This is a genomic window from Streptomyces sp. NPDC030809 (genome assembly GCF_055572195.1).
The window spans coordinates 172,574-197,063 of record NZ_JBVIDV010000002.1 but is presented as its reverse complement, the minus strand read 5'-3'; the positions used below and the strand labels follow the sequence as shown (position 1 = coordinate 197,063).

The following is a 24,490-nucleotide window of genomic DNA, read 5'->3' as shown; positions in this document are numbered from 1 at the left end:
GTCGGCAGCGGTATACCCCCCTTTTGGCCGGATCTGTTGGTTTTTGTTCCAGCTCTGTACCCCGGCTGTTACCTGCTCGACTCCCACCCGTGCGAATGAACCAGGCATAAGTGCATGATCCGTGCATACTGGACAGGCCTTGCGCAGTGCCGGGGCCTTCCGTTTGCGGACAGGCCGGTTTCGTACGTTGACGGGGAAGCAGGCATGACGAAGCTGTCCGTGGTCGTTCCGTGTTTCAACGAGGAAGCGGTCATCGACAGCTTCGACACCGAGGTCCGCCGGATCCTCGACGCACTGCCCGTCGAATACGAGGTCTGCTACGTCGACGACGGGAGCCGCGACGGCACCCTGGGCCGGCTGCGCCGGATCGCCGCCGAGCACGGAGACCGCGCCCGCTACGTCTCCTTCAGCCGCAACTTCGGCAAGGAGGCCGCCATGCTCGCAGGCCTGCGCGAAGCCGGCGGGGACGCGGTGGTGATCATGGACGCCGACCTCCAGCACCCGCCCGAGCTCATCGGCCGCATGCTGGAGCTCTACCGGCAGGGCCACGACCAGGTCGTCGCCCGCCGCAGCCGCGAGGGCGACCGGAAGATCCGCTCCGCCCTGAGCCGCCTCTACTATCGGGGGGTGAACCGCTGGGTGGACGTGGAGCTCGCCGACGGCGTCGGCGACTTCCGGCTGCTCTCCCGCCCGGCCGTGGACGCCCTCCTGTCGATGCCCGAGTGCAACCGCTTCTCCAAGGGCCTCTTCTCCTGGATCGGCTTCGACACCGTCCACTTCGACTACCGCAACGCCCAGCGCGGCGCGGGCGAGACCAAGTGGCGGTTCGGCGCCCTGCTGAACTACGGCATGGACGGCCTGATCTCGTTCAACAACCGCCCGCTGCGCCTGGGCATCTGGACCGGCGCCGCCCTGACCGTCCTCTCCGGGCTGTACGCCCTGTGGGTGATCGGCATGGCCCTGGCCTTCGGGATCAGCGCCCCCGGGTACGTCACCCTGGTCGCGATCACCGTCGGCCTCGGCGGGGTCCAGCTGGTCATGCTCGGCCTGATCGGCGAGTACATCGGCCGCATCTACTACGAGACCAAGCGCCGACCGCACTTCCTCGTCAAGGAAGCGCACGCCCCGGCCGCGGGCCCGGCCGCCGCCGGCCCCGAGGGGCTCGCCGCCCGCGCCGCCAAGGCCGCCTGGCCCGCCCGCAGCGCCCTCGGCGAACCGGTGCGGCTCGACCCGCGGTGACCCGGGCCCCCGTCCCCGCCCCGGCCCCGGCCGCCGGCGAGAGCCGCCCGCGCCGGCGGCTCCCCGGCCGGGCCCGGGCCGCGCAGGTCCTCCGCTTCGCCCTCGTCGGCGGGATCAACACGGCCGTCTTCTTCGCGATCTACCTGCTGCTGCACCCGTGGCTGCCGTACTTCGCCGCCTACACCCTGGCCTTCCTGCTGAGCATGGTCGGCTCCTTCTTCCTCAACACCTACTTCACCTACCGCACCCGGCCGACCTGGAAGAAGTTCCTGCTCTTCCCCCTCACCAACGCCACCAACTACGCCGTCCAGTCCGCCGGGCTCTACGCCCTGGTCGCCTGGGCCGGGATGGACACGCGGACCGCCCCCCTCGCCGCCGCGGGCGCCGCCGTCCCCGTCACCTACCTGCTCTCCGAACGGATCCTCGCCACCCGCCCCGCCCGGGCCCGCTGAGCCGCACCCCGCCCTCCCGGCGCCTGTCCGCAGACCGGAATGCGCGGGCGGCCGCCGCCCGGCACCCCGTAGATTGGGTGCCCTCATCACACGTGGTGCAAAGGGGATGGACGTGTCAGCGGCAAGGCAGGGAGTCACCGACGCCCGCAGGATCGTCGTCAAGGTCGGCTCCTCCTCCCTCACCACCGCGGCCGGCGGTCTCGACGCGGACCGCGTGGACGCGCTGGTGGACGTGCTCGCCAAGGCGCGCAGCGGCGGCGAGAAGGAGATAGTGCTGGTCTCCAGCGGGGCCATCGCCGCCGGCCTCTCCCCGCTCGGCCTGCGCCGCCGCCCCAAGGACCTGGCCCGCCAGCAGGCCGCCGCCAGCGTCGGCCAGGGACTGCTGGTGGCCCGCTACACCGCTTCCTTCGCGCGGTACGGGGTCCGGGTCGGCCAGGTGCTCCTGACCACCGACGACACCAGCCGCCGCGCCCACTACCGCAACGCCTTCCGGACCCTGGACCAGCTGCTGACCATGGGCGCGCTGCCGGTCGTCAACGAGAACGACACCGTTGCCACGGACGAGATCCGCTTCGGCGACAACGACCGGCTGGCCGCCCTCGTGGCCCACCTCGTCCGCGCCGACCTGCTCGTGCTCCTCTCCGACGTGGACGGCCTCTACGACGGGGACCCCTCGCTGCCCGGCACCAGCCGCATCGACGAGGTCCGCGGCCCGCAGGACATCGCGCACGTCTCCATCGGCAGCGCCGGCAAGGCGGGCGTGGGCACCGGCGGCATGGTCACCAAGGTCGAGGCCGCCCGCATCGCCGCCGCCGCGGGCATCCCCGTGGTCCTGACCTCCGCCAGCCAGGCCGCCGACGCGCTGGCCGGCCGGGGCACCGGCACCTACTTCCACGCCACCGGGCGGCGCTCCGCCGACCGGCTGCTGTGGCTCCAGCACGCCTCCACCCCGCAGGGGCACCTGGTCCTCGACGAGGGCGCCGTACGCGCCGTGACCGAACGCGGCAGCTCCCTGCTGCCCGCGGGCATCGCGGCCGTGGAAGGCGACTTCACCGCCGGCGACCCGGTGGAGCTGCGGGACGCCGAGGGCCGCGCGGTGGCCCGCGGCCTGGTCAACTTCGACGCCAAGGAGCTGCCGCAGCTGCTCGGGCGTTCGACGCGGGAACTCGCGAAGGAACTCGGGCCGGAATACGAACGCGAGGTCGTCCACCGCGACGATCTGGTGCTCCTGCACGGCTGAGGTTCGGTAAAACCGGAGCGCAGCGGCGCTCGGACTGACAACTTTGTTGGCGGGACATTGACGGACGGAACGCAGCCAGGGAGGCCGCCGGTGAGACGAACGCGCCCGGGGGAGCGAGCGCTGACCAGCGTCGAAACGGGCGACGACGTCGTCGCGTCCCGGCTGTGGCACATCACGCTGAGCGTGTCGGGGGCGCCGGCGCCGCTGGCCGAGGTCCGGCGCGGGCTGGAACAGCTCGCCCACGACCACCCCTTCCTGCTCACCAGCCGGTACGCCGCCGACCACGCGGAGATCCGGTACTGGGAGGAGGCCCGGGACCTCCACGACGCGGCCGCGGTGGCCCTGCGGCTGTGGGGCGAACACCGCTCCACCGCCAAGCTTCCGCCGTGGGAGATCGTCGGCCTCGAGGTCATCGACCGCGCCACCTACCACCAACGCGTAGCCGAGGGCTACGGCCCCCCACCAGCCTCCCCCGTAGGCGTCCACCCCTACTAACCCGAGACCCGCCCGGGGCAAACCTCGCCCGCGCCCCATCCCAGCCCCGCGGGGCACCATCCAGCCTCGCGGGGCAGCCTCCAGGCTCGCGGGGCACGCTCCAGCTTCGCGGGGCAGCCTCCCGCCCTCGCGGGGCACGCTCCAGCTTCACGGGGCACATTCCAGCCCCGCCCGGCCCATTCCAGCCCCGCTGGGCCACACCTCCAGCCTCGCCGGCGTTTGAGGCGCGGGGTCTGGGGCGGAGCCCCAGTTCGGGAAGGGGCGGGTAGGGGAAAGCCCCGCAGGGATCCGGGCTGGGCCCTTCGGGGGCTCCGCCCCCGCACCCCCGCGCCTCAATCGCCGGCGAGGCTTGATGTGGGGGCCCCGCCCCCGGGCCCCCGCGCCTCAAACGCCGGCGGGGCTGGAGTGGGGGCTCCGCCCCCGGCCCCGCGCCTCAATCGCAGGCGAGGCTTGATTTGGGGCTCTGCCCCCGGGCCCTCGTGCCTGACGCGCTGGCGGGGCTGGAGTGGGGGCTCTGCCCCGGGCCCCCGCATCAAGCGCCGGCGGGGCTGGGATTGGGGGCTTCGCCCCCCCGGGCCCTCGTGCCTCACGTGCCGGCGGGGCTTGATGTGGGGGCTCCGCCCCCCGGCCCTCGTGCCTCACGCGCTGGGCGGGGCTGGAAGTCGGGGCTCCGCCCCCGGGCCCCCGCGCCTCATGCGCCGGCGAGGCGGGAGTGGGCATCGAAGCGGCCTCGCGGGGGCGCAGCCCGAGCCCAGGGGACGCAGGGGGCCGTCTCGCGGAGCGGAATCCGGGAAAGCCCCGCGCAGCGGCGGGTTTACCCTGCACCCATGACCTCGCAGAGCCCCGTCACCGCCTCCGCCACCCGCGCCCGCACCGCCGCCGCCACCCTGGCCCCCCTGCCACGGTCCGCCAAGGACACCGCGCTGCTCGCGATCGCCGACGCCCTGGAGGCCCGTACGGCCGAGATCGTCGAGGCCAACGCCGCCGACATCGCCAAGGCCCGTGCCGCCGGGACCAGCGAGACCGTCATCGACCGGCTCACCCTCACCCCCGAGCGGGTCGCCGCCATCGCCTCGGACGTCCGCGACGTGGCGGCCCTGCCCGACCCCGTCGGCGAGGTGGTCCGCGGCTCCACCCTCCCCAACGGGATCGACCTGCGCCAGGTCCGCGTCCCGCTCGGCGTCGTCGGCATCATCTACGAGGCCCGCCCGAACGTCACCGTGGACGCCGCCGCCCTCTGCCTGAAGTCCGGCAACGCCGTCCTGCTCCGCGGCAGCTCCTCCGCGTACGCCTCCAACACCGCCCTGGTCGCCGTCCTGCGCGACGCCGTGGCCGCCGCCGGCCTGCCCGCCGACGCGGTGCAGCTGGTCCCGGGCGAGAGCCGCGACTCCGTCCGCGAGCTCATGCGCGCCCGCGGCCTCGTGGACGTGCTGATCCCGCGCGGCGGCGCCTCCCTGATCCGCACCGTGGTCGAGGAGTCGACCGTTCCGGTGATCGAGACCGGCACCGGCAACTGCCACGTCTACGTGGACGCGCAGGCCGACCTCGACATGGCCGTGGAGATCCTCGTCAACTCCAAGGCGCAGCGCCCCTCCGTGTGCAACTCCGCCGAGACCCTCCTCGTCCACCGGGACATCGCCCCCGCCTTCCTGCCCCGCGCCCTCGACGCGCTCGCCGAGGCGGGCGTGACCGTCCACGGGGACGAGGCCGTCCTCGGCCTCGCCGCGGACTCCAAGGCCACCGTCGTCCCGGCCACCGAGGAGGACTGGGAGACCGAGTACCTCTCGTACGACATCGCCGCCGCGGTCGTGGACTCCCTCGACGCCGCCGTGGCCCACATCCGGCGCTGGACCTCCGGCCACACCGAGGCGATCGTGACCACCTCCCAGGCTGCCGCCCGCCGCTTCACCCAGCTGGTCGACTCGACCACGGTGGCCGTGAACGCGTCCACCCGCTTCACCGACGGTGGCCAGTTCGGCTTCGGCGCGGAGATCGGGATCTCCACCCAGAAGCTGCACGCCCGCGGCCCCATGGGCCTGCCGGAGCTCACCTCGACCAAGTACATCGTCACGGGCGACGGTCACGTTCGGTGAGGATCCGTTCGACTCCGTGTGGCTGAAATGCACGCACGGCCTGCCCAAAGCCGCCCCCCAGGTCTACGCTGGTCCCGTGCCGGACGACGTGGGGGGCAAGCCGTTCCCGGACGGCGGGGAGCCCGACGACGACCGCGGAGGCGCGGACCAGGACTTCGCCTCCGTGGTGTTCGACGAGGCCTTCGTACGGGACGCGCGCATTCATGAACCGACCGCCGAGGAGCGGGTGCGGGCGGCCGCCCAGGCCCGCGCGGAGGCCGAGGAGGCCCGCGCCGTCGCGGGCGGCCGAGCCGTCGCCGACGAGGGCCCGGAGGGCTACGACGGCTACCTCGACCGCTTCGGCTACGGCTACGGCCCCGACGGCGAGCCCTACGGCTTCGGCCCGGAGTACGCCTACGGGTACGGATTCGGCTACGGCCCCTACGGGGCGTACGGCGGCTCCCTGCGCCCCTACCGGGGCCGGGCCCGCTGGCACCGCCCGGTGGCCTGGATGCTGGCCGTGGTGATGGGCGTCGGGATGGTCGCCCTCGCCTTCACGGCCGTGTACCGCGGCGCCGCCGACGACCGCCGGGACCAGCAGCCGCCCCCGCCCGCCACCACGGGCATCGGCACCGGCGCGGGCGGCGTGCCCGTGCCCGGAAAGGCCACGGGCGGCCTCGGCGGCCCGCCCGTCGCCGTCGCCCCCTGAGCCGCCACCCGGCCACCCGCGCGAAAGTCGGGGAAGTTCCCCGGCACGGGGGCGTTTACCTTCGCCGCCCGCGACCAACCCTCAAGGTACGGCCCTCCGGCGAAGGGCCCCCTTGCGGGCTTCTCATGCGGGGAGAAGCGATGGCAGTGCCCGGAGATCCACCCGACGTACCCGACGGCATCGGCGGTGCCGACGACGAATACCGGTCCGTGGTGTTCGACGAGGACTTCGTGCGCGCCGCCAGGCTCCAGGAGTTCTCCGCACAGGAACGTCTCGGCGAGCACAGCCGCGCCGTGCGCAGCCGTTCGGCCTGGGGCGGCTCCGGACGCGCCGGCGGCCGCCGCGGCGGCCGGCACGGCCTGGCCCTGCTGCTGGTCCTGGCGGTGGCCTTCGGCGCGGCCGTGTTCATGGGCATGCGGCAGCCCTACGCGCCCCCGCCCGTGAGCCACACCGACCCGCTGAGCATGAGCGTGGTCCCGCTCGCCCCCGTCGGCCCGGTACCCGGCGGGCGTCCCGCGGACCTGTACGCGGCGAGCCCCGCCGCCGGGCACCGGGTGGGCGCCGCGGGCATCACCCTGCCGGCCGTCCGCCGTACCGCGCACTTCAGCGCCGAGCAGGTCGTCACCGCCCTGTCCGTCGCCAAGGACTACCTGGTGCAGTCCTCGCTCGACCCCGACGTGATCGCCGGCACCGCCACCCGGCCGGTGCGGATGCTCCTCGACCCCGACCAGGTGACGCAGTTCGACGAGAGCCTGGGGCGGCCCGTACCCGACGGCCGGCACGCCGCCACCGGCTGGCTGGTGCGCATCGACCCCGGCACCGCCGTCCTGGCCGACTCCCGGGTCCGGGTCGCGGGCACCATGACCTTCGCCGAAGCGGGGCCCGAGGTGCTGGAGGTGGCCACCGACCACACCTTCGTGTACGCCGTCCGCCCGCCCGCGCAGGGCCCGCAGGCGGCCGGGACCGCGGGCCGGCCCGCGGCCTCCCTGTTCACCGTCCGCCGCGAGCTGCGGCTGCGCTTCGACCGCCAGGACCTGGGGCTCGGCCGGGCCGAGATGTTCTCCGCCGCCGTGCTCGCCGGGCCCCTGGACTGCGCCGCCGACCCGTCCGCGGCCTTCCGCCCGCTGCTCGCGGGCAGCAGGGCGAGCGGTACCGGACCGGCGGTCACCGACCCCTTCCGGACCGGCCACCCGCACACCGAGGCCGGGGTCTGCGGGGTGCTGGCGCCCGGCGCCCAGCCGAGCGCGGTGCCTAGCCGCCCGTAGCCGCGCCCCCGTCACCGTCCCCGGAGCCCGCGCCGGAACCCTTCCCGGAGCCCGTGCCGTCGGCCGGGCCCGCGGGGCCGCCGGAGCCCGCTCCCGCGGCCCCGGTGAACCGGTCGCGCAGCCGCCCGCCCAGCTCGCCCGCGCCGCCCGCCAGATCGCCGACCAGCTTCATCAGCGGGTCCTTGCTGGTGCGCACCGCATCGGCGTAGTGCGAGGCCGACTGGCGGAACGAGTCCGAGACCGAGGCCTCCTGGTCCTCCTCCCGGCGCGGGTAGTGGCCGTCCATGAGCCGCTGGTAGTCCCGGGTCGCGGACCACTTCTTCAGCTCGGCGGCGCGCACCGTGGTGAAGGGGTGCGAGCGCGGCAGCACGTTGAGGATCTTCAGGACCGAGTCGCGCAGGTCCCCGCTCGCCTCGTACTCCTCCGCCTGGGCCAGGAAGGCGTCCACGTTCATCTCGTGGAGGTGGTTGCCGCCGGCGATCTTCATCAGCCCCCGCAGGGAGGCCTGGAGGTCCTGGCCCACCAGCAGGCCCGCCCGGTCGGCCGAGAGCTCCGACTTGCGGAACCACTCCCGCAGCCCGGTCACCAGCGCCGTGACCGCCACGGTCCCCAGCGGGATCCAGGCCACCTTCAGCGCCAGGTTGGTCAGGAAGAGCAGGATGGTCCGGTAGACCGCGTGCCCGGACAGGGCGTGGCCCACCTCGTGGCCCACCACGGCCCGCATCTCCTCCTCGTCGAGGAGCTCCACCAGGCCCGTGGTCACCACGATGATCGGCTCGTCCAGGCCGATGCACATCGCGTTCGGCTTCGGGTCCTGCTGCACGTACATCTGCGGGACCCGGTCCAGGTCCAGGACGTAGCAGGCGTCCCGCAGCATCGTGTGCAGGTGCGGGAACTGCGTCTCGCCGACCCGCACGGAGTCGGACAGGTACAGGAGCCGCAGACTGCGCTCGGGCAGCAGCCCGCTGAGGGCCTTCAGCGCCGTGTCGAACCCGGTCAGCTTCCGCAGCGCCACCAGCGCCGAACGGTCCGCCGGGTGCTCGTACGCCCGGGAGGAAATCCCCTCGAACCGCCGCCGGCGGCGCCCCGGCACCCGCTCCTCCGCCCAGTCGGACATGACGTTCCCCCTTGCTCTCGTGCCTCACCACCCTCTCAAACGCCTGAGTCGGCGTGAGCGTGCCCGGAGCGCCCGCATACGATGTGGGCGAAGTCTCTCCGCTCGATCCCGACACTGATAGGTCCCCTGCCTGATGAGCCTCTCCAGCACCGCCCACAGCCTGGTCACCCTCGCCTCGGAGGGTGCCGAGCACGGTGGCAACCACGACAGCCTCAACCCGTACCTGACCGGCGGCGGCGCCCTGTTCGCCCTGCTGCTCCTGCTGTGGGTCACCACCCGCCTCAACCGCGACCGCTGAGTCCGGGCCGCTCCACCGGGCCAGTAGGCTCTGCACGCATGGGAGAGCAGGAAGTGCCTACCGGTCCGGTCAAGCGCCGCATAGGAGTGATGGGCGGGACGTTCGACCCGATCCACCACGGACATCTGGTGGCCGCCAGCGAGGTGGCCGCCCTGTTCCACCTCGACGAGGTGGTCTTCGTCCCCACGGGCGAGCCGTGGCAGAAGTCGCACCGGGCCGTGTCCGCGCCCGAGGACCGCTACCTGATGACGGTCATCGCCACCGCGTCGAACCCGCAGTTCTCGGTCAGCCGCATCGACATCGACCGCGGCGGTCCGACGTACACCATCGACACCCTCCGGGACCTGCGCGCCCTCAACGACGACGCGGACCTGTTCTTCATCACCGGTGCGGACGCGCTCGCGCAGATCCTCACCTGGCGCGACGCCGAGGAGCTCTTCTCGCTCGCCCACTTCATCGGAGTGACCCGTCCCGGGCACATACTGACGGACGACGGGCTGCCCGAGGGCAAGGTCTCCCTCGTGGAGGTGCCCGCGCTCGCGATCTCGTCCACCGACTGCCGTGACAGGGTGGGCCAGGGCGACCCCGTCTGGTACCTGGTGCCGGACGGCGTGGTGCGCTACATCCACAAGCGGGAGCTGTACCGGGGCGCCTGAGGGTTCCCGAGAGAGAGGGGGCACCGGTGAACGACCGACAGGACCCGTACGGCCGGTACGAGGAGTACCCGGCCGAGCAGCAGCTCATCGGCTACGACGCCTACGGGCAGCCGGTGTACGGCCCGGTGTCCGGCGGGCCCGCGCAGCAGTACGACGCGTACGGGTACGGCTACGACGCGTACGGCAACCCCGTGCCGCAGCAGCAGTCCGCCACCGGGTACGAGCAGCAGGCGCAGCCCCCGGCCTACGACCCGTACGCCGGGCAGCAGCAGGCCTACGGCGGCTACGGGTACGACCCCTCCGCCACCGGCTCCCACCCGGCCGCCCCCGATTTCACCCAGCCCGTCCCGCAAGTGCAGCAGGCCACGCAGTGGATCCCGCAGCAGGCCCCGGCCCCCGGGCCGGACGCCGCCGCCCCGGCGCCCGCACCGGCGCACGTACCGGACCCGCCGCAGGTCCCGGAGCCGCGGCGGTCCGCCGAGGCGCCCGACTACCGCACCGAGCAGTTCGCCTTCATCGACCAGCCGGACGAGGACTCCGAGGACGTCATCGACTGGCTCAAGTTCACCGAGAGCCGCACCGAGCGCCGCGAGGAGGCCCGCCGCCGCGGCCGCAACCGCGTGGTGGCCCTGATCGTGGTCCTCGCCCTCTTCGTCGTCTGCGGCATCGGCTACCTCTGGTACGCGGGCAAGATCCCGGGCCTCGGCGGCGGCACCGGCGCCGAGGCGGGAGCCGCGACCGGCCCGCAGAAGCGCGACATGATCGTGGTGCACCTGCACGACACCAAGAAGGGCGGCACCTCCACCGCGCTGCTGGTGGACAACGTCACCACCAAGAAGGGCGCCACCGTCCTGCTGCCCAACACCCTCGCGGTCAGCTCCGACGACGGCACGGCCACCACCCTCGGCAAGTCCGTGGAGGAGGACGGCCTCGGCGGCACCCGCGAGTCCCTCGACGCCATGCTCGGCACCCGCATCGAGGGCACCTGGCGGCTGGACACCCCCTTCCTGGAGAACCTCGTCGAGCTGGTCGGCGGCATCGAGGTCGACACGGACACCGCCGTCCCGGCCGACGCCAAGGCCAAGGTCCCGGCGGTCGGCAAGGGCGAGAAGCAGAGCCTGAGCGGCGCCATGGCGGTGGCCTACGCCACCTTCCGGGCCCCCGGCGAGCCCGAGGCCCGCCAGCTCGGCCGCTTCGGCACGGTCCTGTACGGGGTGCTGCGCAAGATCCCCGACGACCCGAAGGCGGCCACCGTCACGGTCGAGACCCTCGGCCAGATCCTCGACCCCTCGCTCACCGAGAAGGACCTCGGCGGCGCCCTGGCCAGGCTGGCCGAGCACGCCAAGATCGGCGACTACCGCACCGAGGTCGTGCCGGTGCAGGACGACGGCACGCTGACCGCCCGGGCCACCGACTCGGTGGTCAAGGAACTCCTCGGCGGCGCCCTCAAGGCCCCCGAGCCCGGCGCCATCCCGCGGGTGGGCGTCCGGAACGCGACCGGCAGCGAGAAGGCGGCCACGAGCGCCCGGGTGGCGCTGGTCAACGGCGGCTACACCTTCGTGGACGGCGGCAAGGCGGCGGGCACCGAGGAGACCTCGCAGGTCACCTACGCGGACGACGGCCAGAAGGAGAAGGCGGCCGAGGTCGCCAAGACCCTGGGCCTGCCGGCCGCCGCGGTGAAGAAGGCCGCCTCGCAGGTGAACGCCGACGTCGTGGTGGTGCTGGGGGCCGACTACAAGGCCCCCTGACCGGGCCGGAAGGCGGCGGGACGGAATCTGCGCGGGCGGTCACGGCGGTACATGAGACCCTTGAGGTTGATCTGCCCTCCAACCGAAAGCATGGCTTGTGACCGCCACGGACCGCTCCATCGAGCTCATCACCACCGCCGCTCAGGCGGCGGCCGACCGGCTCGCGCACGACATCATCGCGTACGACGTCAGCGACGTGCTGTCGATCACCGACGCCTTCCTGCTGGCCTCGGCGCCCAACGACCGCCAGGTCAAGTCCATCGTCGACGAGATCGAGGAGCGCCTGCTGAAGGAGCTCGGCGCCAAGCCGGTGCGCCGCGAGGGCGACCGCGACGCGCGCTGGATCCTGCTCGACTACGTCGACATCGTCGTGCACGTCCAGCACAGCGAGGAGCGGGTCTTCTACGCCCTGGAGCGGCTGTGGAAGGACTGCCCCGAGATCGAGCTGCCCGAGGACGCCAAGCTGACCAAGGGCAAGGCCGAGGAGCACGCGAAGCTCCGCGAGGCCCAGGGCGACGACGACCTGGACGGTGATCTGTTCTGAGCACCGCCAAGGCCGGCCGCCGGATCGTCCTGTGGCGCCACGGCCAGACCGCGTGGAACCTGGAGCGGCGTTTCCAGGGCTCCACGGACATCGAGCTGACCGAGGCCGGCCTGGCCCAGGCGCGCCGCGCGGCGCGCCTGCTGGCCTCGCTCCGGCCCGACGCGATCGTCGCGTCCGACCTGAAGCGGGCGGCGGCCACGGCCGCCGAGCTGTCCGCCGTCACGGACCTGCCCGTCGCCCACGACGCCGCCCTGCGCGAGACGTACGCGGGCGAGTGGCAGGGCCTCACGCACGACGAGATCGTCGAGAAGTACGGCGAGCAGTACGCGGCGTGGAAGCGCGGCGAGCCCGTGCGCCGCGGCGGCGGGGAACTGGAGACGGAGGTCGCCGACCGGGCGGCCCCCGTGGTGCTCCGGCACGCCGACGCGCTGGGGGCGGGCGGGACCCTCGTCGTGGTCAGCCACGGCGGCACGATCCGCACCACCATCGGCCGGCTGCTCGGCCTGGAGCCCCGCCACTGGGAGGGCCTGGGCGGCCTCTCCAACTGCTGCTGGTCCGTCCTCGGCGAGGGCGCGCGCGGCTGGCGGCTGCTGGAGCACAACGCCGGAACCCTGCCGGAACCGGTGCTCGGAGACGACGACTGAGGGCCCCCGGGACCCGGATTTCACTTTCGGGCCCATCCCAGGCTAGAGTTCTTCTTGTTCGCAGCGCGGAGCGCAGGAAACAGCGGGAAGCAAGCGAACTGCGGGGCTATAGCTCAGTTGGTAGAGCGCCTGCATGGCATGCAGGAGGTCAGGAGTTCAATTCTCCTTAGCTCCACAATCAGGATCCCGTCCCCAACAGGGGGCGGGATCCTTGCTTTTTGTTCCCCTGCCCGACCCCTGCCTGACGTGGCAGAATCGGACGGCCGGAGGGGGAGACGACGGCCCGGAGCGGGAGGGAGTCGCTGACTGATGGGTGCACACCGGCGGCGGTGCGACTGGTGCAACAGCGGCACGCCGATCGTGCGGGACATGGACCCGGTCAATCCCGACTACCAGTACTGGTGCGAGGAATGCGCGCGGGCGCTGATCATAAAAGGCGACCCCATCGAGACGTACCGCGAGCTGGAGGGCGAGCCGATCTACGGCCGGCTGCTCGACGAGCACTGCACGCTCAAGCGGTTCTACCAGTTCGCCAGTGCCTGACCGGGCGGCCGTCCGGGCGGGCCGGAGTCCGGGCAGAGGGGGCGAATCGGGCGGGCCGGAAACCCGTTTTTGGACTTCGGCGCAGGTCGTGTAATGTTCTCGATGTCGCCAGGGGGAACCGGCAAGGGAAACCGAGAAGGGGCCCGGCGGCAGAGAGAAACAAGGGGCTATAGCTCAGTTGGTAGAGCGCCTGCATGGCATGCAGGAGGTCAGGAGTTCAATTCTCCTTAGCTCCACAGTGGAGAAGGCGGGCCACCCGGATCGGGTGGCCCGCCTTCTCGTTGTGCGGTCGTCGGAGCGGGCGCCGGGACCCCTGCGGTACCCTGACGCCATGCGTGCCGTACGCCTTCTGCTTACCGAGCCGCGCTGATCAGCCCCGGCCTGCGATGACCAGGCCGGCATCGGCGCGGCGTCCCCTCCTGTGCGAGGGGCTTTTTCGTTTGGGCAGGCAGAGACGGCAGAGACGATCGATGGAGCTTCAGGAATCATGAGCGAGACGAACACCCCGGCCCCCGAGGCGGCCGAGGCGCACCGTTACACGGCTGCCATGGCCGCCGACATCGAGGCACGCTGGCAGGACGTATGGGACGCCGAGGGCACGTACGAGGCGCCCAACCCGGCCGGTGACCTGGCCGGCGACCCGGCGGTCGTCGCGCGGCCCCCGAAGTTCATCATGGACATGTTCCCGTACCCCTCGGGTGCGGGCCTGCACGTCGGCCACCCGCTCGGGTACATCGCCACCGACGTCTTCGCCCGTCACCAGCGGATGACCGGCCACAACGTCCTGCACACCCTGGGCTTCGACGCGTTCGGCCTGCCCGCCGAGCAGTACGCCGTGCAGACCGGCACCCACCCGCGGGTCTCCACCGAGGCCAACATCGAGAACATGAAGGCGCAGCTGCGCCGGCTGGGCCTGGGCCACGACAAGCGCCGCTCCTTCGCGACCATCGACCCGGACTACTACAAGTGGACCCAGTGGATCTTCCTGCAGATCTACAACGCCTGGTACGACGAGGACGCGAAGAAGGCCCGCCCGATCGCCGAGCTGGCCGCCCAGTTCGAGGCCGGCACCCGTGAGGTCCCCGGCGGCCGCGCCTGGGCCGAGCTGACCGAGGGCGAGCGCGCCGACGTGCTGGGCCGCTACCGCCTGGCCTACTCCTCCGACTCGCCGGTCAACTGGTGCCCCGGCCTGGGCACCGTCCTGGCCAACGAGGAGGTCACCGCCGACGGCCGGTCCGAGCGCGGCAACTTCCCCGTCTTCAAGTCCCGGCTCAGCCAGTGGAACATGCGGATCACGGCGTACGCCGACCGCCTGCTGGACGACCTGGACGAGCTGGACTGGCCCGAGGCCATCAAGCTGCAGCAGCGCAACTGGATCGGGCGCAGCGAGGGCGCGCGCGTGGACTTCGCGCTGGGCGACGAGGCCATCACCGTCTTCACCACCCGCCCGGACACCCTGTTCGGCGCCACGTACATGGTCCTGGCGCCCGAGCACCCGCTGGTGGAGAAGTTCATCCCGGCCGCCTGGCCGGAGGGCACCCGCGAGGTGTGGACCGGCGGCCACGCCACCCCCGCCGAGGCCGTGGACGCCTACCGCAAGCAGGCCGCCTCCAAGTCGGACGTGGAGCGCCAGGCCGAGGCCAAGGACAAGACCGGTGTCTTCACCGGCGAGTACGCGGTCAACCCGGTGAGCGGCGCCAAGGTGCCCGTCTTCATCGCCGACTACGTGCTGATGGGCTACGGCACCGGCGCGATCATGGCGGTCCCGGCGCACGACTCCCGCGACTTCGAGTTCGCGCGGGCCTTCGAGCTGCCGATGCGCTGCGTGGTCGAGCCCACCGACGGCCGCGGCACCGACCCGGCCGAGTGGGAGGACGCGTTCGTCTCCCACGACGCGAAGCTGGTCAACTCCGCCGGCGAGGGCATCTCCCTGGACGGCCTGGGCGTCGCCGAGGCCAAGGCCGCCATCACCGCCTGGCTGACCGAGCGCGGCATCGGCGAGGGCACCGTCAACTTCCGCCTGCGCGACTGGCTGTTCAGCCGCCAGCGGTACTGGGGCGAGCCCTTCCCGATCGTCTACGACGAGGCCGGGGTCGCGCACTCGCTGCCCGAGTCCATGCTGCCGCTGGAGCTGCCGGAGGTCGACGACTACTCGCCGCGCACCTTCGACCCGGACGACGCCGACTCGCAGCCGGAGACCCCGCTGTCCCGCCGCGAGGACTGGGTCAACGTGGAGCTGGACCTGGGCGACGGGCGCGGCACCCGCCGGTTCCGCCGCGAGACCAACACCATGCCGAACTGGGCCGGTTCCTGCTGGTACGAGCTGCGCTACCTGGACCCGCACAACTCCGGCGCGCTGGTCGACCCGGAGATCGAGCGCTACTGGATGGGCCCCCGCGAGGGCGCCCCGCACGGCGGCGTGGACCTGTACGTGGGCGGCGCCGAGCACGCGGTGCTGCACCTGCTGTACGCGCGCTTCTGGTCCAAGGTGCTCTTCGACCTGGGCCACGTCTCCTCGGCGGAGCCGTTCCACAAGCTGTTCAACCAGGGCATGATCCAGGCGTACGTGTACCGCGACGAGCGCGGCTTCCCGGTGACCGCGACCGAGGTCGAGGAGCGGGACGGCACGTTCTTCTTCGAGGGCGAGCCGGTCAAGCGCGAGCTGGGCAAGATGGGCAAGTCCCTGAAGAACGCCGTCACCCCCGAGACCATCTGCGAGGAGTACGGCGCCGACACCCTGCGCCTGTACGAGATGGCGATGGGCCCGCTGGACGTCTCCCGGCCGTGGGACACCCGCGCCGTGGTCGGCCAGTACCGGCTGCTGCAGCGCCTGTGGCGCAACGTCGTGGACGAGGAGACCGGCGCCGTGACGGTGGTCGACTCCGAGCCCGGCGAGGACACCCTGCGCGCGCTGCACAAGGCGATCGACGGGGCCGGTTCGGACATGGCGGGGCTGCGGTTCAACACCGCCATCGCCAAGATCACCGAGCTGAACAACTTCCTGACGAAGACGGGCGCGCCGCTGTCCCGCTCGGTGGCCGAGCAGCTGGTGCTGCTGATCGCCCCGCTGGCCCCGCACATCGCGGAGGAGCTGTGGCACCGGCTGGGCCACACCGACTCGGTCGTCCACCAGGACTTCCCGGTCGCCGACCCGGCGTACGTCGTGGACGAGACGGTGACCTGCGTCGTGCAGGTCAAGGGCAAGGTCAAGGCCCGTCTGGAGGTGCCGCCGGCGATCTCCGAGGGCGACCTGGAGCAGCTGGCCGTGTCGGACCCGGGCGTGGTCGCGGCGCTGGGCGGCGCAGAGATCCGCAAGGTGATCGTGCGCGCGCCGAAGCTGGTGAACATCGTCATCTGACGGTGAGCCGCGGCCGGAGCCGCGGTCGGGACCCTGTCTAGGGGATGTCCCGTACGGGCAGGTTGGGGGTTTCGCGGGAACCCCCAACCTGCCCGTTCCGTTTACGGTGGAGGGAAGCAGAGCAAGCAGGGGACACCGGGGAGAGGGCTCTCATGGACGTCGTTTTGATCATCTTCGCGCTGATGCTGTTCGCCTTCCTCGGACTGGGCGTCTACGTCACCGCGAAGGTCATCGCGGCGGCCAAGCGGGGCGTCGACCGCACGCTCACGCAGGCCCGGCGGACCGTCGAGGACACCACCCTGCGGGCCAGGAGCATCGGGCAGGCGGGCGTCGGCGGCAGCCTCGCCCAGCTGCGGCTGGACCTGCGGGGCTCCATGCGGGCCACCCAGGAGGCGCTGTTCCAGGGCGTGGACAAGGACGCCTCCCTGCGGGAGACGATCGTCCTCTTCGAACGCCTGAGCGCGCACGGGCACGAGCTGGACGCCGAGCTGAGGCGGATGGAGGGCGACCCGGACAAGGGCCGGATCGCCCAGCGCCTGCCCGAGCTGCGGGAGCGCACGGAGCGGATCACGAAGGCCGCGGACTCGCTGCGGTGGGCGGCCCGCGACCGGGCCCGGACCCTCGCGGCGGACGACCTGGACCTGCTGACGGCGGAGATCGAGATGGAGTCCGGGGCGCTGCGGGACTGGGCGGACGGGCGGGACCGGCTCGACGGGCTGGACGGACTGGGCGGGGCTGGGCAGGCCGGTTCCGGCGGTGCCGCCGGTGCCGCTGCCGGGCCGGAGGGTGCGGCCGGGCGCGCCGGGGCGGGCGGTGCCGGGGGAGCGAAGCCGCTCGGGCCGGCCACGCAGCGGTGGGAGACCTCGTACCCGTGGGAGAAGACGGCGCGGCCCGAGAGCACCTCCTGATCGGGGAGGCCCGGGCTGCCGGGACCGGCCTCCTGCCGGTAACCTCCCGGTCATGTCCCGCCATGTCGCGATCGTCACCGATTCCACGGCCTACCTGCCCCAACCGGCGATGGTGCGGCACGCGATCACTTCCGTACCGCTGACCGTGGTCCTCGGCGACGAGGCCCTCGAAGAGGGCACCGAGATCTCCGCGCGCTCGCTCGCCCTCGCCCTCCAGAAGCGCCGCCCCGTCACGACCTCCCGGCCCAGCCCCGAGGACTTCGTCCGCGCCTACCGGGCCGCCGCCGAAGCCGGAGCCTCCGGCATCGTGTCCCTGCACCTGTCCTCCGAGTTCTCCGGAACCTACGACGCGGCCGCGGTCGCCGCAAGGACCGCCCCCGTGCCGGTCCGGGTCGTGGACACGGGCATGGTCGCCATGGCCCTGGGCTTCTGCGCGCTGGCCGCCGCCGAGGCGGCGGAGGCAGGCGGGTCCGTGGACGACGCCGTCGCCGCCGCGGAGAAGCGGGCCGCGGGCATGTCCGCCTTCTTCTACGTGGACACCCTCGACTACCTGCGCAGGGGCGGCCGGATCGGTGCCGCGCAGGCCCTCCTGGGATCCGCGCTCGCGGTGAAGCCGCTGCTGCAACTGGACGGCGGCCGGATCGAGATGCTGGAGAAGGTGCGGACCGCCTCGAAGGCGATCGCCCGGCTGGAGGAGCTGGCGGTGGAGCGGGCCGGCAGCGGCGAGGTGGACATCGCGGTGCACCACCTCGCGGCCCCGGAGCGCGCGGACAAGCTCGCGGAACGGCTGCGGGAACGCGTGCCGGGGCTGGTGGAGCTGCACGTCAGCGAGGTGGGTGCGGTGATCGGGGCGCACACGGGACCGGGGCTGCTGGCCGCCGTCGTCTCCCCGAGGTAACCGGAACGGGTGACCGAGTTGTCCACAACGGGGCGTCCGTCCACAGAAATCGGCTGGTCCGGACGGTAATTTCCGTTCCTGCCTACCGTGTCGGGCATGGATCTTCGACAGCACGAACACGACGGCATCTCTGTTCCTTCTCCTTACGTGACGGGTCCGGATCCGGGTCCGGGTCCGGGTCCGGACCTGGAGCTGGAGCTGCATCCGCATCGGGACCCGGGCCTGGGCCCGGACCTGCGTCCGCACCCGGAGCCGGAGCCGGAGCCGGATGTGCCTGCGGAGGCGGCTCCGGCCGCGGCGCGGGCATCGGCTTCCGGTGCGGCCGCCGGTGCGCGGGCTCCGGCCGGCCGGGGGCGGCACCGCTCGGGTGGGCCCCGGGCCCGGCGGGCGGCCCTCACGGCGAGCGGACCGGGGCGCAGGGCGGGCACCGACGGCCGGTTCCGGCACCGGCGGGGCCCCGACCCCGATCTGATCGGGATGCGGGCCCGGGCCCTGCTGGCGGGCGTTCCGCCGGGGGCCGGGCCGGCGCCGCCGGATCCGGAGCCCCCTCCCGTTCCGCCGCCTCCCGAGCCCGCACCTGTTCCGTCGCCTGCGGAGTCCCCGCCCGCCACGTCGCCGTCGGTGCCCGCGCCACCCGGGCCGGGCCCGGGGGAGGTACGGGCGGGGCCGCCCCTGCGGTCGCTGGCGGGGGCGGCGTTACGGGAGCGGCTGCCGGTGTGGCTGCACGTGCGCTGCGGGTACGAGACGCGGACGGTGGCCGCCGTCGCCCTGGTGCTCGTGGTCGCCCTCGGGTTCGCCGCCCACTACTTCTGGTCCGGGCGCCCGCGTCCCGTGGCCGCTCCGCGGGTGGTGAGCGCCGGTGCGACCGCGCCCGCGCCCGGGCAGGTTCCGGTGCCCGCCCTCGCGACACCCGCCGCGGTGGGCCGGATCGTGGTGGACGTGGCCGGGAAGGTCCGCTCGCCGGGCGTGCTGAGGCTGCCCGCGGGCGCACGGGTCGCGGACGCCCTGGCCGCCGCCGGGGGAGTGCGTCCCGGAGCCGACACCAGCGGGCTCAACCGGGCCCGGGTCCTGGTCGACGGCGAGCACGTGGTCGTCGGAGCACCCGGCGCCGCCCCGGTGCCCGTGGCCGCCGTACCGGGCGGGGCGGGGCCGGGGGCGGGCGCGGTGGCCCCGGTCAGTCTGGGGTCCGCCACGGTGGAGCAGCTCGACGCGCTCCCGGGGGTCGGCCCGGTCCTGGCGCAGCACATCGTGGAGTTCCGCACCGCGCGCGGGGGCTTCCGGTCGGTGGAGGACCTGCGCCAGGTCAACGGCATCGGGGAGCGCCGGTTCGCCGAGCTGCGCCCCCTGGTCCGGCCGTGAACCGCCGGCGGCCGGACCCGGCCGCGGCCGGGAGCGCGCCGACGGGCTCCGCCGGGACCGCGGGGGGCGGGCCCGGGCCGGCAGGCCCGGCCGGGGCGGGGAGCGCGGCGGCCCGGGAGGGGCCGGCGGATCTCCGGCTGGTGCCGCCCGCGCTGGCGGCCTGGGCCGCGGCCGCCTGGGCACTGGGGGCCCCGGGGGTCCTGACGGGCGCCGTGGTGGCGGGGTGCGTGCTCGGGGCCGGGGTGCTGCTCGCCCTCGCCGCGGCGGGCCGGGCGCGGCGGCTCGGTGCGGCGGGTGCGGCCGTACTGCTGTGCGCGGCGGCCGGGGCCGGGGTCGCGGGCCTGCACACCGCCCAGGGCCGCAGCGGGCCGGTGGCCGCGCTCGCCGCCGCACACAGTCCGGTGACCGCCGAGCTGACCGTGGCATCGGACCCCCGGCGCACCCGGCAGGGGCCGCCCGCGGTGCTGCTCGATGCCGAACTGACCCGGGTCACCGAGGCGGACGGCCGGGTGACGGCCACCCGGACACCGGTGCTGGTGTTCGCACGGGACGAAGCGTGGACCCGGCTGCTGCCCTCCGTCCGGGTCCGCGTGAGCGCCCGGCTCGCGCCGCCGCGGCACTCCGGGGAGCGGGCCGCGGCCGTGCTCCGGGTGTCCGGCAGCCGGCCGCCGGAGGTGCTCGGCGGGCCGAACGGGCTCCAGCGCACGGCGGGCGCCCTGCGCGCGGGGCTGCGGGAGGCCACCCAAGGCCTGTCGCCGGACGCCCGGGCGCTGCTGCCGGGGCTGGTGGTGGGCGACACCTCCCGGGTACCGCCCGACCTGCACGAGGCCTTCCTCGCCACCGACCTGGTACACCTGTTGGCCGTCTCCGGGTCGAACCTCACGGTGGTGCTGTTCCTGCTGGTCGGGCCGCCGGGGAGGGCGCTGCGCGCGGAGCGCGGCGGGCTGGCGCCCCGGCTGGGCCTGACCCTGCGCGGCACGGCGGTCTGCGGGGCGGCGCTGGTGCTCGCGTTCGTGCTGGTGTGCCGCCCGGAGCCGAGCGTGCTGCGGGCCGCGGCCTGCGGGGGCGTCACCCTCCTCGCCATCGGCACCGGGCGCCGCCGCTCCCTGATCCCGGCGCTCGCCGCCGCGGTACTGCTGCTCGTGCTCTGGGACCCCTGGCTCGCACGCAGCCCCGGGTTCCTGCTCTCCGTCCTGGCCACCGGGGCGCTGCTCACCCTCGGGCCGCGGTGGAGCGCGGCGCTCCAGCGGCGCGGGGTGCGGCCCCGGCTCGCCGAGCCGCTGGCCGCGGCCGCCGCCGCGCAGGCGGTGTGCGCCCCGGTGGTGGCGGTGCTGGCGGCCCGGGTGAGCCTGGTCGCCGTGCCCTGCAACCTGCTGGCGGAGCCGGCGGCGGGTCCGGCGACGGTGCTCGGGTTCGCGGCGCTGGCCGCGGCGGCGGTGTGGATGCCCGCGGCGCAGGCCCTCGCCCGGTGCGCGGGGCTGCCCGCGGGCTGGATCGCGGCCGTGGCGCGCACCGGCGCGGACCTGCCGGGCGCGGAGGCCGGCTGGCCGGGCGGGATCGCGGGCGGGCTGCTGCTGGCGGCGGTCACCGTCGTGGCGGTGGCGGCCGTGGCCCGGCTCGTCCGGTACCGGTGGCTGTGCGTGGCGGCGGCGTTCGCCCTGGTCCTCGCGGTGGTCCGGCCGGTGCCGGTGACACGGGTGGTGACGGGCTGGCCGCCGCCGGACTGGCGGTACGTGCAGTGCGCGGTCGGGCAGGGGGACGCCGGGGTGCTCGCGGCCGGGCCGGGCACCGCGGTCGTGGTGGACGCGGGACCCGAACCCGGGCCGGTCGACCGGTGCCTGCGGCTCCTCGGGGTGACCCGGGTGCCCCTGCTGCTTCTGACCCACTTCCACCAGGACCACGTGGGCGGGCTGGCCGGGGTGCTGCGCGGCCGGTCCGTCGGGGTGATCCAGACCACCGGGCTCGAAGAGCCGCCCGGGCAGGCCCGGTCGGTGCGGGCGGCGGCCGCGGCGGCCCGGGTGCCGGTGCTGCGGGCGGCGGCCGGGGAGCGGCGCCGGACCGGGGTGCTGGACTGGCAGGTGCTGTGGCCGCCCCCGGGCGGTCCGCCCGGGGGCGGGCCCAACGATGCGAGCGTGGTCCTGCTGGTGCAGGCGCCCGGCATACGGCTGTTGCTGCTGGGGGACCTCGAACCGCCCGCCCAGCAGGCGCTGCTGAGGGAGCGTCCGGACCTGGGTCCGGTGGACGTGCTGAAGGTGGCCCACCACGGCTCCGCCCACCAGGATCCCGGGCTGCTCGCCCGGGCCCGCCCCCGGCTGGCGCTCGTCCCGGTCGGCGCCGAGAACCGCTACGGCCACCCCTCGGCGCGTACGGTCGCGGCACTGCGGGCGGCCGGGGCCGCCGTGCTGCGGACCGACACGGACGGGTCGGTGGCCGTCACGGGCGCCGGGGCGGGGCTGCGGGCGGTGCCGGCGGGCCGACGGCGGCGGCCGGTGAGGGCGTACCGGCGGTCCGCTCCTTACATCGGGCACCAGCGGCCGGGCCCGGCCATACCGGGGCGACCATTCTGTTTGCCCCCAACACGCCGTCATGATCGAATGCGTCTTCGCCAGACGGGTGCGAGTCGAGACAGCACGGGGGTGCATAGACCATGTTCGGTCGCCGGCGGGGGAATGAGACGGCCGGAAATCCGCATACCGCCCACAGCCAGGGGGTGCCGCCGGAGGCGGGGGCCTTGAGCTGCCGGGTGCTCGACCAGTTCCACCAGCCGGTCCGCCAGGCCCGGTTCGAGGTCACCGATCCGATCGGGCGCCGGATCCTCGGTGGCGAGACCGACCCGTACGGGGGTTTCTTCGCGGCGGTGCCCGCGGGCGAGTACCGGGTGGCCGTCACGGCCGAGGGCTACGCCCCGTACCACGTGGCGGCGCAGGTCGAGGCCGGCGGGGCGCCGGGGCCCGGCGACATCCTGCTGGAGTCGGTCGATCCGCCGCTGCTGCCGCGGCCGGGGCACTGGGAGATAGAACCGACGCACTCCGCCATCGCGTTCAGCGCCCGCCACATCGGACTCGCCCGGATCCACGGCCGGTTCAACACCTTCGCCGGGGCCGTGCGGATCGCGGACCGCATGGAGGACTCCGCCATGCACGTGATCATCGATGCGGCCAGCATCGACACCGGGGTCCGGATGCGGGACGACCACCTGAGGTCCGGGGACTTCCTCGACGCCGCCCGGCACCCCACGATCGAGTTCTACAGCGAGCGGTTCATCCACCGCACGGGCAGCCGCTGGGCCGTGGCCGGGGCGCTGACCCTGCACGGGGTCAGCCGCTCGGTGACCCTGGACACCGAGTACCTGGGGGTCGGCACCGGCATGGAGGGGGAGACCAGGGCCGCCTGCCGTGCCACCACCGAACTGCACCGCGAGGACTTCACCCTGACCTGGCAGTCCCTGCTGGCCCACGGGATCGCCGCCATCGGGTCGAGCATCGAGGTGACGCTCGACGTGCAGATCGTGCACAAGAACTGAACGGCAGGCGGACCGCGGTGGTACCCCGGGCCGCCGCGGGGCGCCGGGCCGTTACGGGGCCTCCAGCCAGCCCTCGTACTCCGCGGTGAGAGCGTCCAGCGCCGCGGGGTCCAGGCGGTCCTGCGGGTCCTCCACGACGACCAGCCACTGGGCGTCCTCGGCGTCGTCCTCCCCGGCCAGGGCGTCCCTGACCAGCTGGGGTTCCTCGGAGAGGCCGAAGCGGTCCGAGACCTCCTCCGCCACCTCCTCGGCGGCGTCGCGGTCGGGGAGCACCAGTACGTGTCGAGCGTTCACGGGTCCCATTCTGGGGCACTGCGGGGGCGGGCCGTGTCGGTGGGGCGTGGGATGCTGGACGGCGATGGCCACCAGGAAGAACCCCACCGAAGACCTGCTCGCCCCGCTCACCCTCGCGGTGGGTCAGGAGGAGCTGCTGCTCGACCGCGCCGTGCGGGAGGTGGTGGCCGCGGCCCGTGCCGCGGACGCCGACACCGACGTGCGCGACCTGTCCTCCGAGCAGCTCCAGCCGGGCACCCTCGCCGAGCTGACCAGCCCCTCGCTGTTCTCGGAGCGCAAGGTCCTCGTGGTGCGCAACGCACAGGACCTGTCCGCGGACAGCATCAAGGAGGTCAAGGCGTACCTGGCCGACCCGGTGGAGGACATCAGCCTCGTGCTGCTCCACGCCGGCGGTGCCAAGGGCAAGGGGCTGCTGGACGCGGCCCGCAAGGCCGGGGCCCGCGAGGTGGCCTGCCCGAAGATGACCAAGCCCGCCGACCGGCTGGCCTTCGTACGGACCGAGTTCCGGGCGCTGGGCCGCTCGGCCACGCCGGCGGCCACCGAGGCCCTCGTGGACGCCATCGGCAGCGACCTGCGCGAGCTTGCGAGCGCGGCCGCCCAGCTGTGCGCGGACGTCGAGGGCACCATCGACGAGGCCGTGGTCGGCCGCTACTACACCGGCCGGGCGGAGGCCTCCAGCTTCACCGTCGCCGACCGGGCGGTCGAGGGCAGGGCGGCGGAGGCCCTGGAGGCCCTGCGCTGGTCCCTGTCCACCGGCGTGGCCCCCGTCATGATCACCAGCGCCCTGGCCCAGGGCGTCCGGGCCATCGGCAAGCTCGCCTCCGCTCCGCGCGGCGCGCGCCCCGGGGACCTGGCCCGGGACCTCGGCATGCCGCCCTGGAAGATCGACCGGGTGCGCCAGCAGATGCGCGGCTGGTCGGCGGACGGGGTCTCGGCCGCCCTGCGCGCGATCGCCGAGGCCGACGCCGGGGTCAAGGGCGGCGGGGACGACCCGGAATACGCCCTGGAGAAGGCGGTGGTGGCGGTGGCCCGGGCCGCCCGCCCGGCCCGCCGCGACCAGTACTGACCGACCCGTTCCGACGGCCCCGCGACCCGTTCCGACGGCCCCGCGACCCGTACCGACCGCTC

At 74.1% G+C, this 24,490-nt stretch carries 22 protein-coding genes and 2 tRNA genes; 22 read left to right on the top strand and 2 right to left on the bottom strand.

Annotated features, from left to right (window positions below; all coding sequences use genetic code 11):
• Positions 1–204: 204 nt before the first annotated feature.
• The 7 genes from ACZ407_RS03600 (at position 205) to ACZ407_RS03570 (ending at position 7,472) form a co-directional block, all read left to right on the top strand.
• Positions 205–1,239 carry a glycosyltransferase family 2 protein gene (locus ACZ407_RS03600; protein WP_468125158.1) on the top strand — a complete coding sequence of 345 codons (1,035 nt, stop codon included), beginning with the start codon at positions 205–207 and terminating at the stop codon, positions 1,237–1,239.
• Positions 1,236–1,691 carry a GtrA family protein gene (locus ACZ407_RS03595; protein WP_468125156.1) on the top strand — a complete coding sequence of 152 codons (456 nt, stop codon included), beginning with the start codon at positions 1,236–1,238 and terminating at the stop codon, positions 1,689–1,691. Before ACZ407_RS03600 ends, ACZ407_RS03595 begins: the two co-directional genes overlap by 4 nt.
• Before the next feature lie 112 nt (positions 1,692–1,803).
• Positions 1,804–2,931 (top strand): glutamate 5-kinase, encoded by a 1,128-nt coding sequence (gene proB, locus ACZ407_RS03590; protein ID WP_468125154.1) that lies wholly within the window; start codon positions 1,804–1,806, stop codon positions 2,929–2,931.
• Between the two features lie 90 nt (positions 2,932–3,021).
• Complete coding sequence (locus ACZ407_RS03585; RefSeq protein WP_468125153.1) at positions 3,022–3,426, top strand: hypothetical protein; 405 nt, start codon at positions 3,022–3,024, stop codon at positions 3,424–3,426.
• Between the two features lie 785 nt (positions 3,427–4,211).
• Positions 4,212–5,519: a glutamate-5-semialdehyde dehydrogenase gene (locus ACZ407_RS03580; protein ID WP_468125472.1), complete on the top strand. Its 1,308-nt coding sequence runs from the start codon at positions 4,212–4,214 to the stop codon at positions 5,517–5,519.
• A 76-nt stretch (positions 5,520–5,595) separates the two neighbouring features.
• Entirely contained in the window at positions 5,596–6,207 is a 612-nt protein-coding gene (locus ACZ407_RS03575; protein WP_468125151.1) for an SCO2584 family spore wall biosynthesis protein, read from the top strand.
• A gap of 140 nt (positions 6,208–6,347) precedes the next feature.
• Complete coding sequence (locus ACZ407_RS03570; RefSeq protein WP_468125149.1) at positions 6,348–7,472, top strand: SCO2583 family membrane protein; 1,125 nt, start codon at positions 6,348–6,350, stop codon at positions 7,470–7,472.
• Here ACZ407_RS03570 and ACZ407_RS03565 read toward each other — a convergent pair.
• Positions 7,459–8,589 carry a M48 family metallopeptidase gene (locus ACZ407_RS03565; RefSeq protein WP_468125148.1) on the bottom strand — a complete coding sequence of 377 codons (1,131 nt, stop codon included), beginning with the start codon at positions 8,587–8,589 and terminating at the stop codon, positions 7,459–7,461. The genes ACZ407_RS03570 and ACZ407_RS03565 overlap by 14 nt on opposite strands.
• Positions 8,590–8,722: 133 nt before the next feature.
• On the opposite strand from ACZ407_RS03565, the gene ACZ407_RS03560 reads away from it, so the two are divergent.
• The 14 genes from ACZ407_RS03560 to ACZ407_RS03495 all read left to right on the top strand — a co-directional run bounded on the left by ACZ407_RS03560 (position 8,723) and on the right by ACZ407_RS03495 (position 23,068).
• Complete coding sequence (locus tag ACZ407_RS03560) at positions 8,723–8,887, top strand: hypothetical protein (RefSeq protein ID WP_468125147.1); 165 nt, start codon at positions 8,723–8,725, stop codon at positions 8,885–8,887.
• Positions 8,888–8,925: 38 nt separating this feature from the next.
• Positions 8,926–9,543 carry a nicotinate-nucleotide adenylyltransferase gene (nadD, locus tag ACZ407_RS03555; protein ID WP_468125146.1) on the top strand — a complete coding sequence of 206 codons (618 nt, stop codon included), beginning with the start codon at positions 8,926–8,928 and terminating at the stop codon, positions 9,541–9,543.
• Positions 9,544–9,569: 26 nt separating this feature from the next.
• The gene (locus ACZ407_RS03550; RefSeq protein ID WP_468125144.1) at positions 9,570–11,291 is read left to right on the top strand and encodes an LCP family protein; all 1,722 of its coding nucleotides are present in this window, start codon (positions 9,570–9,572) and stop codon (positions 11,289–11,291) included.
• Positions 11,292–11,388: 97 nt separating this feature from the next.
• On the top strand, positions 11,389–11,835 hold the full coding sequence (gene rsfS, locus ACZ407_RS03545; RefSeq protein ID WP_226732952.1) for a ribosome silencing factor: 447 nt from the start codon (positions 11,389–11,391) through the stop codon (positions 11,833–11,835).
• Positions 11,832–12,479 carry a histidine phosphatase family protein gene (locus tag ACZ407_RS03540; RefSeq protein ID WP_468125470.1) on the top strand — a complete coding sequence of 216 codons (648 nt, stop codon included), beginning with the start codon at positions 11,832–11,834 and terminating at the stop codon, positions 12,477–12,479. The genes rsfS and ACZ407_RS03540 overlap by 4 nt, the downstream gene beginning before the upstream one ends.
• A gap of 102 nt (positions 12,480–12,581) precedes the next feature.
• Positions 12,582–12,654 (top strand) — tRNA-Ala (locus tag ACZ407_RS03535).
• Positions 12,655–12,788: 134 nt separating this feature from the next.
• Complete coding sequence (locus ACZ407_RS03530) at positions 12,789–13,022, top strand: hypothetical protein (RefSeq protein ID WP_468125142.1); 234 nt, start codon at positions 12,789–12,791, stop codon at positions 13,020–13,022.
• A 163-nt stretch (positions 13,023–13,185) separates the two neighbouring features.
• Positions 13,186–13,258, top strand: a tRNA-Ala gene (locus tag ACZ407_RS03525).
• Positions 13,259–13,509: 251 nt separating this feature from the next.
• Complete coding sequence (gene leuS / locus ACZ407_RS03520; protein ID WP_468125140.1) at positions 13,510–16,380, top strand: leucine--tRNA ligase; 2,871 nt, start codon at positions 13,510–13,512, stop codon at positions 16,378–16,380.
• 152 nt (positions 16,381–16,532) lie between these two features.
• Complete coding sequence (locus tag ACZ407_RS03515; protein WP_468125138.1) at positions 16,533–17,288, top strand: hypothetical protein; 756 nt, start codon at positions 16,533–16,535, stop codon at positions 17,286–17,288.
• 52 nt (positions 17,289–17,340) lie between these two features.
• Positions 17,341–18,186, top strand: a complete 846-nt coding sequence (locus tag ACZ407_RS03510) for a DegV family protein (RefSeq protein ID WP_468125137.1) — start codon at positions 17,341–17,343, stop codon at positions 18,184–18,186.
• 714 nt (positions 18,187–18,900) lie between these two features.
• On the top strand, positions 18,901–19,545 hold the full coding sequence (locus ACZ407_RS03505; RefSeq protein WP_468125135.1) for a ComEA family DNA-binding protein: 645 nt from the start codon (positions 18,901–18,903) through the stop codon (positions 19,543–19,545).
• A gap of 140 nt (positions 19,546–19,685) precedes the next feature.
• Complete coding sequence (locus tag ACZ407_RS03500) at positions 19,686–22,280, top strand: ComEC/Rec2 family competence protein (RefSeq protein ID WP_468125133.1); 2,595 nt, start codon at positions 19,686–19,688, stop codon at positions 22,278–22,280.
• Positions 22,193–23,068, top strand: coding sequence for a YceI family protein (locus ACZ407_RS03495; protein ID WP_468125132.1), 876 nt, complete (start codon positions 22,193–22,195; stop codon positions 23,066–23,068). Before ACZ407_RS03500 ends, ACZ407_RS03495 begins: the two co-directional genes overlap by 88 nt.
• Before the next feature lie 51 nt (positions 23,069–23,119).
• Here the strand turns inward: ACZ407_RS03495 and ACZ407_RS03490 are convergent, their stop codons facing one another.
• Positions 23,120–23,371: a hypothetical protein gene (locus ACZ407_RS03490; protein WP_468125131.1), complete on the bottom strand. Its 252-nt coding sequence runs from the start codon at positions 23,369–23,371 to the stop codon at positions 23,120–23,122.
• Between the two features lie 55 nt (positions 23,372–23,426).
• Between ACZ407_RS03490 and holA the strand changes: the two genes are divergently transcribed.
• A complete protein-coding gene (holA, locus tag ACZ407_RS03485; RefSeq protein WP_468125129.1) occupies positions 23,427–24,428 on the top strand; it encodes a DNA polymerase III subunit delta in 1,002 nt (333 codons plus the stop codon).
• Positions 24,429–24,490: the final 62 nt, after the last annotated feature.

What these genes read in the sequence shown, in the direction of transcription:
- ACZ407_RS03600 (WP_468125158.1), top strand. Translation starts at nt 205, where the DNA reads ATGACGAAGCTGTCCGTGGTCGTTCCGTGTTTCAACGAGGAAGCGGTC.
- ACZ407_RS03570 (WP_468125149.1), top strand. Translation starts at nt 6,348, where the DNA reads ATGGCAGTGCCCGGAGATCCACCCGACGTACCCGACGGCATCGGCGGT.
- ACZ407_RS03565 (WP_468125148.1), bottom strand. Translation starts at nt 8,589, where the DNA reads ATGTCCGACTGGGCGGAGGAGCGGGTGCCGGGGCGCCGCCGGCGGCGG.
- ACZ407_RS03560 (WP_468125147.1), top strand. Translation starts at nt 8,723, where the DNA reads ATGAGCCTCTCCAGCACCGCCCACAGCCTGGTCACCCTCGCCTCGGAG.
- nadD (WP_468125146.1), top strand. Translation starts at nt 8,926, where the DNA reads ATGGGAGAGCAGGAAGTGCCTACCGGTCCGGTCAAGCGCCGCATAGGA.
- ACZ407_RS03530 (WP_468125142.1), top strand. Translation starts at nt 12,789, where the DNA reads ATGGGTGCACACCGGCGGCGGTGCGACTGGTGCAACAGCGGCACGCCG.
- leuS (WP_468125140.1), top strand. Translation starts at nt 13,510, where the DNA reads ATGAGCGAGACGAACACCCCGGCCCCCGAGGCGGCCGAGGCGCACCGT.
- ACZ407_RS03515 (WP_468125138.1), top strand. Translation starts at nt 16,533, where the DNA reads ATGGACGTCGTTTTGATCATCTTCGCGCTGATGCTGTTCGCCTTCCTC.
- ACZ407_RS03510 (WP_468125137.1), top strand. Translation starts at nt 17,341, where the DNA reads ATGTCCCGCCATGTCGCGATCGTCACCGATTCCACGGCCTACCTGCCC.
- ACZ407_RS03495 (WP_468125132.1), top strand. Translation starts at nt 22,193, where the DNA reads ATGTTCGGTCGCCGGCGGGGGAATGAGACGGCCGGAAATCCGCATACC.
- ACZ407_RS03490 (WP_468125131.1), bottom strand. Translation starts at nt 23,371, where the DNA reads ATGGGACCCGTGAACGCTCGACACGTACTGGTGCTCCCCGACCGCGAC.
- holA (WP_468125129.1), top strand. Translation starts at nt 23,427, where the DNA reads ATGGCCACCAGGAAGAACCCCACCGAAGACCTGCTCGCCCCGCTCACC.